This window comes from Bradyrhizobium iriomotense, assembly GCF_030160715.1.
Classification (GTDB): Bacteria; Pseudomonadota; Alphaproteobacteria; order Rhizobiales; family Xanthobacteraceae; genus Bradyrhizobium; species Bradyrhizobium iriomotense.
Genome location: NZ_BSOW01000006.1, coordinates 259,022 through 271,596, shown reverse-complemented (window position 1 = coordinate 271,596; position 12,575 = coordinate 259,022). Strand labels below are relative to the sequence as shown.

At 64.6% G+C, this 12,575-nt stretch carries 11 protein-coding genes; 3 read left to right on the top strand and 8 right to left on the bottom strand.

Annotated elements, in window-relative coordinates:
• Window positions 1-54 precede the first annotated feature (54 nt).
• On the bottom strand, window positions 55-2,364 hold the full coding sequence (locus QQL28_RS11365) for a xanthine dehydrogenase family protein molybdopterin-binding subunit (protein WP_284264851.1): 2,310 nt from the start codon (window positions 2,362-2,364) through the stop codon (window positions 55-57).
• Between the two features lie 252 nt (window positions 2,365-2,616).
• Window positions 2,617-2,895: a GNAT family N-acetyltransferase gene (locus tag QQL28_RS46110; protein WP_488798568.1), complete on the bottom strand. Its 279-nt coding sequence runs from the start codon at window positions 2,893-2,895 to the stop codon at window positions 2,617-2,619.
• On the opposite strand from QQL28_RS46110, the gene QQL28_RS11360 reads away from it, so the two are divergent.
• Complete coding sequence (locus QQL28_RS11360) at window positions 2,797-3,234, top strand: hypothetical protein (protein WP_284264849.1); 438 nt, start codon at window positions 2,797-2,799, stop codon at window positions 3,232-3,234. The genes QQL28_RS46110 and QQL28_RS11360 overlap by 99 nt on opposite strands.
• Here the strand turns inward: QQL28_RS11360 and QQL28_RS11355 are convergent, their stop codons facing one another.
• The 6 genes from QQL28_RS11355 to QQL28_RS11330 all read right to left on the bottom strand — a co-directional run bounded on the left by QQL28_RS11355 (window position 3,235) and on the right by QQL28_RS11330 (window position 10,363).
• Window positions 3,235-3,531 carry a DUF1127 domain-containing protein gene (locus QQL28_RS11355; protein ID WP_284264847.1) on the bottom strand — a complete coding sequence of 99 codons (297 nt, stop codon included), beginning with the start codon at window positions 3,529-3,531 and terminating at the stop codon, window positions 3,235-3,237.
• 308 nt (window positions 3,532-3,839) lie between these two features.
• Entirely contained in the window at window positions 3,840-5,366 is a 1,527-nt protein-coding gene (murJ, locus tag QQL28_RS11350) for a murein biosynthesis integral membrane protein MurJ (RefSeq protein ID WP_284264845.1), read from the bottom strand.
• Window positions 5,367-5,563: 197 nt separating this feature from the next.
• Entirely contained in the window at window positions 5,564-6,715 is a 1,152-nt protein-coding gene (locus QQL28_RS11345) for a DegT/DnrJ/EryC1/StrS family aminotransferase (protein ID WP_284264987.1), read from the bottom strand.
• 63 nt (window positions 6,716-6,778) lie between these two features.
• Complete coding sequence (locus tag QQL28_RS11340) at window positions 6,779-7,783, bottom strand: Gfo/Idh/MocA family protein (RefSeq protein WP_284264844.1); 1,005 nt, start codon at window positions 7,781-7,783, stop codon at window positions 6,779-6,781.
• A gap of 170 nt (window positions 7,784-7,953) precedes the next feature.
• Window positions 7,954-9,366: a mannose-1-phosphate guanylyltransferase/mannose-6-phosphate isomerase gene (locus QQL28_RS11335; protein WP_284264843.1), complete on the bottom strand. Its 1,413-nt coding sequence runs from the start codon at window positions 9,364-9,366 to the stop codon at window positions 7,954-7,956.
• 7 nt (window positions 9,367-9,373) lie between these two features.
• A complete protein-coding gene (locus QQL28_RS11330; RefSeq protein WP_284264985.1) occupies window positions 9,374-10,363 on the bottom strand; it encodes an NAD-dependent epimerase in 990 nt (329 codons plus the stop codon).
• Window positions 10,364-10,582: 219 nt separating this feature from the next.
• Between QQL28_RS11330 and QQL28_RS11325 the strand changes: the two genes are divergently transcribed.
• The gene (locus QQL28_RS11325; RefSeq protein WP_284264841.1) at window positions 10,583-11,542 is read left to right on the top strand and encodes a lysylphosphatidylglycerol synthase transmembrane domain-containing protein; all 960 of its coding nucleotides are present in this window, start codon (window positions 10,583-10,585) and stop codon (window positions 11,540-11,542) included.
• Between the two features lie 35 nt (window positions 11,543-11,577).
• The gene (locus QQL28_RS11320; protein ID WP_284264839.1) at window positions 11,578-12,573 is read left to right on the top strand and encodes an MraY family glycosyltransferase; all 996 of its coding nucleotides are present in this window, start codon (window positions 11,578-11,580) and stop codon (window positions 12,571-12,573) included.
• Window positions 12,574-12,575: the final 2 nt, after the last annotated feature.

Sequence of the window (12,575 nt, the reverse complement as noted above, 5' to 3'; positions counted from 1 at the left end):
GGAAAACCGCGTCACGCTTTGCGCTAACGCGGCCCTTAGGGTCCGGATCATGCTTTAGAGGCTGTGACGGCGGTGGTGCTCGTTGATCGCGATCCACACCCGCTCGGGCGTTGCCGGCATGTCGATGTGGTCGATCTTGTATTCGCGCCAGAGGCCCTCGACGATGGCGTTGACGATGGCAGGGCACGAACCGATTGCGCCGGCCTCGCCCGCGCCCTTCACGCCCAGCGGGTTGGTCTTGCAGGGCACGTTGTGGGTCTCGAACACGAAGGCCGGGCCGTCGGCAGCGCGCGGCAGCGCGTAGTCCATATAGGTGCCGGTGACGAGCTGGCCGTCACCCGCGCCATAGATCACCTGCTCCATCAGCGCCTGGCCGATGCCCTGCATGGCGCCGCCATGCACCTGGCCGGCGAGCAGGAGCGGATTGAGCGTCTTGCCGAAATCGTCGACGATCACGTAGTTGACGATCTTGATCGTGCCGGTGGCCGGATCGATCTCGACCTCCGCCAGATGCGTGCCGTTGGGATAAGTGCCGTCGGCACTGGCGAAGGTCGCGCTGCCGTTCATCTTCGAGGGATCGGCGCCGGGTCGCTTGGCAAGATCGGCAAAGGAGATCGTGCGGTCGGTGCCGGCGATGCGGATCGCGCCGGCCGAAATCTCGAGGTCACCTGCACTTGCCTCCAGCGCCTGCGCCGCGACCTCCTTCAGCTTCTTGCCCAGCTCGCCCGTAGCACGTTCCACGCAGACGCCGCCTGTCGGGATCGAGGCCGAGCCGCCGGTGCCCAAGCCCGTCGCGATCTCGTCGGTGTCACCCTGGCGGATATGCACGCGCTCCGGCGGCAGGCCGAACTGCTCGGCGACGATCTGGGCGTAAGCCGTCTGGTGGCCCTGCCCGCTCGATTGCGTGCCGATCAGGACGGTGACGTCACCGTTGGGATCGAGCCGCACATTGGCGGTCTCTTCTCCCATCACGCCGCAGATCTCGACATAGCTCGCAAGGCCGATGCCGCGGACCAGCCCCTGCTTCTTGGCCGCCTTGGCGCGCTTGGGAAACTCCTTCCAGTTCGCAATCTCCATCGCGCGCTTCAGATGCGCGGCGAAGTCGCCGGAGTCATAGATCTTGCCCGTGGCCGTCTTGTAGGGCAGCGCCTTCGGCTGAATGAAGTTCTTGCGACGAATGGCGTCGGGCGTCATGTCGAGTTTTCGCGCGCAAGCGTCCACGAGGCGTTCGATGACATAGGCCGCCTCGGGACGGCCTGCGCCGCGATAGGCGTCGACCGGCACGCTGTTGGTGAAGATGGTGCGCACCCGGCAGTGGAAGGCCTGGATGTCGTAGAGGCCCGGCAGCATGCCGGCGCCGCCATGCGGGATGTAGGGCCCGAAGGTCGACAGATACGCGCCCATGTCGCCCATCAGGTCGCAATCCATCGCCAGGAACTTGCCGTCCTCGGCGAGCGCCATCTTCGCGGTGGTGACGTTGTCGCGGCCCTGCGCATCGCCCATAAAGTGCTCGGAGCGGTCGGCCGCCCATTTCACCGCCTTCTTCAGCTTTCGCGCCGCGACCGCCATCAGGGCGTATTCCCGATAGGGAAACAGCTTTGTGCCGAAGCCGCCGCCGACATCGGGGCAGATCACCCGCATCTTGTCGGTGGGGATATTGAGAACGTTCTGGCAGAGGATGTCGCGCAGGCGATGGCTGCCCTGGCTGCCGACCGTCAGCGTCAGATGGTCGCGCTTGGCGTCGTATTCGCAAACGGCCGCACGCGTCTCCATGAAGCTCGCGACCACACGCGGATTGACGATGGAGATCTCGGCGACCGCATGCGCCTTGGCGAAAGCAGCTTCGGTTGCGGCCTTGTCGCCGATCGAGACATCGAACAGCACGTTACCCGGCTTGTCCGCCCAGACCAGCGGTGCGCCCTGCTTCACGGCGTTGACGACGCCGGTCACTGCCGGCAGCGGCGTCCACTTGACGTCGATTGCCTCGATCGCGTCGCGCGCCTGGTCGATGGTCTCGGCGACCACGAAGGCGATGGCATCGCCGACATGGCGCACCTCGTCCTTGGCCAGGATCGGGTAAGGCGGGCCGGTGAACGGATCGGTCTCGAGGTTGAACAGGCACGGCAGATTGCCGAGATCCCCGACGTCGTCGGCGGTCAGAATCAGCGCGACGCCGGGCAGCGCGCGGGCGCGACTCACATCGATCGTATATTTGGCATGCGCATGCGGCGAGCGCAGCATCAGGCAGCGCAAGGCCGCGTGCGGCGCATAATCGTCGGTATAGCGGCCCTTGCCGCGGATCAGTACGTCATCCTCCTTGCGCAGCACGCTTTGGCCCACGCCGAACTTGATGGGAGCAGCCATTTTCTCTCCATGCCCTCATGGTTATTTTGCCGCCATATTGCAGCGGATCGGCGGATAGCGCAAACGGCTTTAGCCATGCACATTAGCCGCAGGCCGCGGAAAGCGCCCCTCGCCTGGTCATAGCGGAATGGGGCGGAACGGCCGCGGTTCGCTCGTTTCCCTGTGGAGATCGATGATCCGGCGGACCTCCTCGACGCGCACGGTCTCCGCCAACGCGCCGGCATAGGCCATGCGCCGGACTACGGCTGCGGACTAGGTTGTCGGAGCGACCGTCACCGCTTTACGCATCGGATGTCTCATCGTCACCCCGAAACCAGGCTGCGGCGGCCCCGCAATGGCCCAGCCATTCGATAGGTAGAAGCGAAGTGCGGTGGCCGTGCTGTCGAGTGTGAGCCACTCGAGGCCACGGTGTGATGCCCAGAGCTCGATTTCATGCATCAGCAACTTGCACGCTCCCTTAAATCTCGCCTCCGGTGCCACGTAGTTCAACAATACAGCACCATCGGACCGGACGGACGCAACTCCGGCTATCTGTTCACCTTCGATCGCAACAAGAACAGTGTGAGCAGCGATCCATCGTCGCATATTGTCCGCCGTCTTGTTGCTGAGCCACATCGAAAGAGTGGCCAAGTCACCCCTGTGATCGAGATCGCACAATTCTTGTATCGACCGTCGCACGACGTCGATTGCATGGTCGGCATCCGCAATTTGAGCTGGCCTAACCTGCATTTTGAGCGGCCTCTTAGGAACAATACCAACGGTCTCGTTCACAGCGCTTTGTGTATCATACCCCAACCGGAGCCAACCAATACACTTGGCTCATTGGAAGCGGCCATGATTGTTCACAAAGCGCATGTGACGGTTGCTTAATCACATCACACCACGGCCCCATAGATACGTCGTCCTATCTCTAAGCCTATCGATAGCTCGTTGAGGTGTGATGTAGTCGACCTCAGCGCGGGTCAAGCCGATATCCATCAGCTCCCTGTCACTCAGGTCCTGCAAGGTGGCTCGTAAGCTCTGGCGCTGGCGCCGCTCCTGAAACGCACGCCAATATCGCTTGAGCAGGCCAAGGACGCTCCGCGTCGATTCGATGGAAGGGTCGAGGCCGAGCCCTGCGGCATCGCGCAAGGTCTCGGATGTGATGTTCGTCTGTTGGGGTGGCATCGGGTGCTCCTGCTGTTGTGCCGACAGGGAGCGTGGCCAAACAAAAGGCCCCGTCCGATGCCGGCGGGGCCTGGTGAAAAGATGTCGTCGTCGAACTCCTAGCGCGCGACTCCTTCCACGGCCCAGCCGAAGCGGGTCATGTGGTTGAAGTTGACTTTGCGCACTGATTTGTTCATGCGGCGTCAGTACCACGACAATCGCGCAAAATCAAGGGATGTGCGGAGGTCGGTTGCACCCTGGAGGCGAGCACCTCGCTCCGGCGAATTCGTCCTCCGTAAAGCGGACACGACGAAGCTATTGAAGTTCGCCTAGCCGCGCACCAGCGAGACCAGCCAGCGACGGCCGAACAGCGCGAGGATCGTGAGCGCGTAGACGATCGTGCCCCCGACGGCCAACAGGACCAACGTCAATTCATCCCGGAAGTGCATCGAGCCCAGCGTAGAACCGCTGAAGCGCGCGATCAGCCAGAAGGCCACGGCCAGGATTACCCCGGTCAGGAGGAATTTGGCGAGTGACAGCAGCCAGGCGCGGTCCGGCACGAGAAAGCCTCGCCGCACGGCGAAGAACAGCACCAGCAGCAGATTGGTCCAGACGCCGACGGCGGTTGCCAGCGCGAGGCCGATCTGGGCGAGCGATCCCATCAGCGCGACCTTCAGCGCGACGTTGACCGCGATGCCGGTCAGCGAGGCGCGAACCGGTGTCGCCGTATCCTTGCGCGCGTAGAAGGTCGCGACCGCGCTGCGGATCAGCACGAAGGGGATCAGACCGATGGCATAGGCCGCGAGCGTGGCGCCCGCGGCGGCGGCATCGGCCTTCGAGAAGGCGCCGCGGGCGAACAACGCACGCATGATCGCCTCGGGCACGGTGATGAAGGCCGCGACGAAGGGCACCGAGAACAGCAGCGTGAAATCAAACGCGCGGCGCTGCGCCTTCATCGCGCCGTCATGGTCATTGGCCGTGATCCGCCGTGACATCTCCGGCAGCAGCACCGTGCCGATGGCGATGCCGATCACGCCGATCGGGAGCTGGTTGAGGCGATCGGCATAATAGAGCGCCGACAGCGCGCCCGCGGGCAGGAAGGTCGCGATGATGGTGTCGGCGAACAGCGCGACCTGCGTGCCCATCGAGCCCAGCGTTGCCGGGCCGAGCGCCTTGAAGAAGCTGCGGACGTCTTCGTCGAGCCTCAGCGGCGCAAAGCGCGGCAGGCCGCCATGGCGCGCGAGATCACCCGCGAGCAGGAAATACTGGAGAAAGCCGGAAATCAGCACGCCCCACGCCGCGGCGTGGCCCGCGCCGGGAAACCAGGCGGCCAGCGCCAGCGTCATCATCATCGAGACGTTGAGGAAGATGGACGCGGCCGCGGCACTTGCAAAGCGCTGCATCACGTTGAGCATGCCGCCATAGAGCGTCACCAGCGTGATCAAAAGCAGATAGGGGAAAGTGATCCGGGTCAGCTCGATCGCGAGCTTGCGCCGCTCGGCATCCTCGGTAAAGCCCGGCGCGAGGATGCTCATGGCCTGCGGCATGAACAGCCAGGCGACCACCAGCAGCACGAGCTGGGAGGCAAACAGCAGCGTGAAGATGCGGTCGGCGAACAGTTTTGCCGACGCCTCGCCCTTCTCGCCATGGACATGGGCGTAGGCCGGCACCCAGGCGGCGTTGAAGGCGCCTTCGGCAAAGATCGCGCGGAAGTGATTGGGCAGGCGGAGCGCCACGAAGAAGGCGTCGGCAACGGGGCCGGCGCCCAGGATCGCCGCGAGCATGATGTCGCGGGCAAACCCCGTCAGCCGCGAGAGCAGCGTGTAGCCGCCGACCGTGAAGATACGTCCGAGCATGCGTCTGTTTTAGAGCATGGCGAGATCAGGTCTAGGTGCAAATCGCGACCGAAGTTCGCCCCCTCCCCCGCTTGCGGGGGAGGGCTGGGGAGAGGGTGTTTCAAAAACGAAGACTCCCCCAGAGGAGAGAGCCCTCACCCGCGCCTTCGGCGCGACCTCTCCCGCAAGCGGGAGAGGTGAAGAAGCCGCGGCGAAAATCAGCCCGCAATCGCGCCGCGCACGGCGGCGATGATTCGCTCCTGGGACGCCTCGTCCAGATAGGCGTGCATCGGCAGGCTGATGACGTCCTCCGACAGGCTCTCGCAGACCGGCAGGCCGCCGTCGGCGACGGGATAGTGCTTGTAGGCGGTCTGCTGGTGCATCGACTTCGCATAGTAGATCGCGGTCGGCACGCCCTGGGCCTTCAGCGCGGCGGCAAAGCCGTCGCGGTCGGTCCCCTCAGGCAGGCGGATGGTGTACTGCGCCCAGACCGAGGTGCTGCCGGGGGCGAGCCGCGGCACGGTGACGATGTTGGACAGGCCACGCGCATAGCGCTCAGCCACCTTGTTGCGCGCTGCGATCTCGTCGTCGAAAATCTTGAGCTTCTCGATCAGGATGGCAGCCTGCATGGTGTCGAGCCGGCCGGTCAGGCCGAGACGCACGTTGTCGTACTTGTCCGCGCCCTGGCCGTGGACGCGAATGCTGCGCAGCGTAGCTGCGAGCTCGTCATCATCGGTGAAGATCGCGCCGCCGTCGCCGAAGCAGCCGAGCGGCTTTGCCGGGAAGAAGCTGGTCGTGGTCGCGAGCGCCAGCTTGCCGAGCTTGCGGCCCTTGTAGCTCGAGCCAAAGCCTTGCGCGGCGTCGTCGAGCACGAACAGGCCCTCGCCTTCCGCGATCGCGGCGATCGCGTCGTGATCGGCAGGCTGTCCGAACAGATCGACCGGAATGACCGCGACGGGCCTCAGGCCGGCCTTCCGGGCGGTCGCAATGCCGCGCTTCAGGGACTCGGCGCTCATGTTGAAGGTCGCCTCATCCACATCGACGTAGACCGGTGTAGCGCCGGTCCGCGCCGCCGGCGAAGCGGTTGCGATGAAGGTGAACGACGGACACAGCACTGCATCGCCGGGCCCGACGTTCTTCGCCATCAGCACCATCAGAAGCGCATCGGTGCCGCTGGCGCAGCCGACCACATGCTTGGCGCCGCAATAGGCCGCGAGCTGCTTCTCGAGCTCGGCAACCTCCGGGCCATTGACGAACTGGCAATGGTCGAGAACGCGCGCGACCGCTGCATTGAGCGAGGCGCCGAGCCGACGGCGCTGCGCGCCGACGTCGATGAAGGGAATGGGATCGGAACGCAGATGCTGGTTCATGGCGCCTTGCGGGTTGTCTTTCAGGTTGTCTTGCAGATTCTGGGTGGTCGACATCGAGACGGATCAGCCGGCGACGCGGCGCGGCCCCTTGCGGGCCGAGGATGCCGCAGCAGGCCTGCTCGGCGCCTCCAGGCAGCGCGTGGCGATTTCGAGGCTCGCGACGCCCTCATCGCCGGTCACCGCCGGCGTATCGCCATTGCGCACCGCGCTGAGGAACGAGATCAGCTCGGCACGCAGCGGCTCGTCATGGCCGACCGGCAGATGCCGCATCGAATAGCTGCCATCCGGCTTGAAGCCGAAGCATTCGGTGACCTGGCGCGTCAACAGATCGCCCATGACATATTTGCCGCGGGTCGCAACCGTGACGCTGCGCGCCTTGAACGGCGTCAACCAGTTGGTGTTGATATGCGCGAGCACGCCCGAGGCGGTGCGGAACTGCAACAGCGCGATGTCCTCGCGCTCGGCGACCGCGCTCGACAATTGCGGCTGCACCTCGACGATATCGGACTCGGTGAACCAGCGGATCAAATCGATGTCATGCACGGCGAGGTCGATCACCACGCCGACATTCGACATGCGCGGCGGGAACGGACCGACGCGTGTGATCGCGATCGACAGGATGTCCTCGCCCGCGATCGCCTGCTTGACCGCTGCGACCGCGGGATTGAAGCGCTCGACATGGCCGACCATCAGCGTCACGCCGGCCTCTTGCGCGGCGGCGACGATCTCGCGCCCTTCTTCCACTGAAGACGCGATCGGCTTCTCGACCAGCACGTGGACCTTCCTGGCGATGCAGGCGAGCGAGATCTCGTGATGCAGATGGGTCGGCGCCGCGATCGTGACGGCATCGACGCCTTCGGCGACGAGCTGATCGAGCGTCTCGAAGCACTGGCAATTGGCTAGCTCGGTCGCACGCGCGCGGTGCGCCGGCGACGGATCGACCACACCGACCAGGCTGACGCCGGGAAGCCCCGCGAGCACGCGCGCGTGGTTGCTGCCCATCACGCCCGCGCCGATGACGCCGACGCGCAAGCCGGCCTTTGCCGGTGCAGATCCTTTGGAACTCATCTGATCGAACCCCGATTCAACCCAAATCCCCTGCGCCACTCCTAGCACGAGCGCCACATTTGTGGCGAATGCCGAGATAGCGGTGCGGACACGATTTGATTCAAAAAATTACACGTTCCCCGGGCCTTAGCAGGCTTTTGAGCCCGGATCACGTGATTCGGAGTTGCTGGTTACGACCTTTGATAGTCGTCTTCAATCCGGATGATATCGTCCTCCCCGAGATAGCTGCCGGTCTGGACCTCGATCAGCTCCAGCATGATTTTACCGGGGTTCTCGAGCCGGTGCACCGCGCCCATCGGGATGTAGACCGACTCGTTCTCGTGCACCGTCTTCACGGTCTCGTTCACGGTCACCTGGGCCGCGCCGCGGACCACGATCCAGTGCTCGGCGCGATGGTGATGCTTCTGGAGCGACAGCCGCCCGCCCGGCTTCACCACGATGCGCTTGACCTGGTGGCGGGCGCCATTGTCGACCGACTGATAGCTGCCCCACGGGCGATGCACCTTGAGGTGCTCCTCGGTGACCTTCGGAGCCACCGTCTTCAGCTTGGTCACGAGGCGCTTCAGCCCGTTGGCGTCCTTCTGGCGCGACACCAGCACGGCGTCGGCGGTCGCCACCACGACGAGATCGTCGACGCCTTCGAGCGCGACCAGCGCCTGGTCGGTCGTGACGTTGCAATTGCGCGAATCCTCGAACACGGCGGTGCCGTGCGCGGCATTGCCTTGCGCGTCCTTCTCCGAGAGCTCCCACACCGCAAGCCAGGAGCCGACATCGGACCAGCCGCAGGACACCGGGACGACCGCGGCGCGCGCGGTCTTTTCCATCACCGCATAGTCGATTGAGATCGCCTTGGCGGAAGCGAACGCCTTCGGCTCGAGCGTGACGAAGCCGAGATCGTGACCGGCGTTGGCAACGGCCTCGGAGACCGCCTGCACGCTTGCCGGATCGACCTTGCGATATTCGTCGAGCAGCACGGCGGCCGGGAACATGAAGTTGCCGCTGTTCCAGAGATAGCCCGACTTGACGTAGTCGGCGGCCTTCACCGCGTCCGGCTTCTCGACGAATTTCGTGACCGCGCGCACCTCGCCCGCGACCGCGTCACCGGGGCTGATGTAGCCATATTCGGTCGCCGGCCGTTCCGGCTTGACGCCGAAGGTGACAATGCGCCCCTCGCCCGCGGCAACCAGCCCCTGCCGGCAGGCCGCGACGAACGCGGCGTTGTCGCGCACGACGTGATCGGCGGCGAGCGCCAGCACGATCGCCGCGTTATCGCGGCTCTGCGCAAAGGCAGCGCCGGCCGCAATCGCGGGGCCTGAGTCGCGCCGCATCGGCTCCAACAGCACATCGGCCTCGATGCCGATCTCGGCGAGTTGCTCCAGCACCATGAAACGATAGGCTTGATTGGTGATGACCATCGGACGATCGAACAGCGCACCATCGGAGACGCGCAACAGCGTGTCCTGGAAGGTCGAGCGCGCGCCGAACAGCGGCAAGAATTGTTTGGGGCGCACCTCGCGCGAAGCGGGCCACAACCGCGTGCCGGCGCCGCCGCACATGATCAGGGGGATAATGCGTCTGTCCATCGTCATTTCAAACCTTGTAGTAGTCCCGATACCAGCCGACAAAATTGCGGACACCAGTCTCGATCGGAGTTGATGGTGCGAACCCGGTGTCGCGCATCAGATCCCCGACATCAGCGAAAGTCTCCAGCACGTCTCCCGGCTGCATCGGCAACAGATCCTTGACCGCCGTCCGGCCCAGCTCACGTTCCAGAAGCCCGACGACGTGCATCAGCTCTTCCGGATGGTGGTTACCGACATTGTAGAGCCGAGACGGCGCATTTGCGGCGGCCGGATTATCCACAGGCACCCGATCAATCAGCTTGGATACTACACGAGTGACGTCGTCAACATAGGTGAAGTCGCGCCGCATCTTGCCATGGTTAAAGAGCCGGATCGGCCTGCCCTCCATGATGGCGTTCACAAACAGAAACATGGCCATGTCGGGCCGGCCCCAGGGGCCGTAGATGGTGAAGAAGCGCAAGCCCGTGACCGGCAGCCGATACAGATGGCTGTAGGACTGCGCCATCACCTCATTGGCCTTCTTGGTCGCGGCGTAGAAGCTCACGGGATGGTCGGTTTTGTCCTCGATGGCAAATGGCAGTTTTGTGTTGGCGCCGTAAACGGAGGATGACGAGGCATAGACGAGATGACGACAGCCATTGTGCCGGCAACCCTCGAGCACGTTGAGGAATCCCTGAAGATTGGAATCGGCGTAGGTCTGGGGATGGTCGATCGAGTAGCGCACGCCGGCCTGGGCGGCGAGGTGCACGACGGTCGCGAACTGGTGCTGCGCAAACAGTTTCGCGATCGTGTCGCGATCGGCGAGATCGGCCTGCACAAATGAAAAGCCGCCATCCCGCTGCAACACATCCAGCCGCGCCCGCTTCAAGGCCGGATCGTAATAGTTGTTGAGATTATCGAGCCCGACGACCGGCCGGCCTTCCGCCAGAAGCTGCCGGGCGACGTGAAAACCGATGAAGCCGGCAGCGCCCGTGACCAAAATCGCCTGATCTGCCATCATGTTCCCAAGGCATCATTCGTCGCCGCCGCCTCTTTAGCCGCCGTATTGAGGGGGTGGCAATAGCCACCGCGCCCTCTCACGACAGCTCCTTCACGACAGCTTCTCCACGACAGCTATTGCAAGATCGGCGCCAAGACCATACCAAAGCGGCCGAATTCGGCGCAGGGCGTCGGGTTACGCCAACTCTGAAGAAACCCCTGTTCAAACGCGGGCGAGATGCGCCGAATCCTGCTTTCTGCGGCCAAGATCATCGTTTCTGCGGCGCTACTCTATCTGGCGCTGCGCAAGGTGAACCCGTCCGATCTGTTCTCGCGGTTCACCGTGAGCAGTCTGTACTGGATCGCCCTCGCGATTGCCGTGACGTTCCTCCAGATCTTCATCGGCGTGCTGCGCTGGCGCGAGATCAGCGCGGCGTGCGGCGCCCCGATCGAGCTCGCGCGCGCCATGCGCTACAACGTGATCGGAACCTTCTTCAACCAGACCCTGCCCTCCGCGATCGGGGGCGATGCCGTCCGGCTCTGGCTGGTCGCACGCGCCGGCGCCGGATGGCGCGCCGCGACCTATTCGATCTTCGTCGATCGCGCGATCGGCCTGATCGCGCTCGCAGTCGTCATCGTCGCCAGCCTGCCCTGGAGCTATCGCCTCATCAACGACGCGCAAGGACGCTCGGCGCTGTTGCTGCTGGACCTTGCGGCGCTCGCGGCCGGCCTCGGCTTCCTGCTGCTCGGCGCCCTGAACTGGCCGTGGCTGAAGCGCTGGTGGGCCACCCACCACATCCACGCCTGCGCGGTGATCGCGAACCGCGTGATCTTCAGCCGCACCCGCGGGCCGATCGTCACGGTCCTGTCGCTGCTGGTTCACGTGCTGACCGTGGTGATCGCCTGGTGCGTCGTGCAATCGATCGCAGCGCCCGTCAGTTTCGGCGAGACATTCCTGCTCATTCCGCCAGTGATGCTGATCACCTTGATGCCGATTTCGATCGCCGGCTGGGGCGTGCGCGAAGCGACCATGGGCCTCGCCTTCGGCTTTGCGGGTCTCGCCGCCAATGAGGGCGTCAACGTCTCGCTGCTGTTCGGTGCCGTGTCGTTCATCGTCGGCGCGTTCGGCGGACTGGTCTGGATCTTCAGCGCGGAGAAGGCACAGCAGGGATCGGCCCCGATAGGGGTGCCGGAGTGAGCAATTTCGGGCCCGGATCTGCGACGGCGATGGGGATGTTTCTGCTCGCCCTCGCGCCGGCTGCCCTGGCCGCGCTGCTCTCGGCCTGTATCACGTGGCGCAGCATGCCCCTGCTGCAACGTTACGCGCTGGCGCGGCCAAACGCGCGCTCCTCGCATCGGATTCCGACGCCACAGGGTGCCGGCATCGCAATTGTCGCTGCGACCCTGATCGTCGCCTCGCTTTGGGCCGCCTGGCTGAATGCATCCATTCCGCTGGTTCTGATCGCGGCTACGCTGGTGATTGCGCTGGTCGGCTTTGCCGACGATATCAAACCGCTTCCCGTCCTGCTTCGGCTCGTGCTCCAGGCCGCTTCCGTCGGAGCCGTCGTGTTCACGACACCGGATACGCTCCGGATCATCCCGGCGCTGCCGCTCGTGTTCGAGCGCGGCCTCATCCTCATCGCGGGCGTGTGGTTCGTGAACCTCGTCAATTTCATGGACGGGCTCGATCTCATGACTGTGTCGGAAGTGGTCCCGATCGCCGCCGCGCTGGCCCTGCTTGGGTGGCTCGGCGACCTGCCGTTGCCGGCCGCGCTGGTCGCGGCGGCGCTGTGCGGCGCCATGGTCGGATTTGCGCCGTTCAACCGGCCCGTCGCAAAAGTGTTTTTGGGGGACGTCGGCAGCCTGCCGATCGGGCTCCTGCTCGGCTGGTGCCTGCTCGGGCTTGCCTGGCATCAGCAGATCGCCGCAGCTCTGCTGCTGCCGGCCTATTATCTTGCCGATTCCACCGTCACGCTGTTCCGGCGCATTGCGCGGCGCGAGCCGTTCTGGTCGGCGCATCGCTCGCATTTCTACCAGCGCGCCACCGACAACGGCTTCACGGTGTCCCGCGTGGTCGGTGAGGTGTTCGCGCTCAATCTCCTGCTTGTGCTGCTCGCCCTCGTCACGATCAAGGCCACTTCGACGACGATCACGACGCTGGCGTTGCTTGCAGGCGCGATCGCAGTCGGCTTCGTGCTGCGCAGGTTTTCCCAGCAACGGGCGGGCTGACG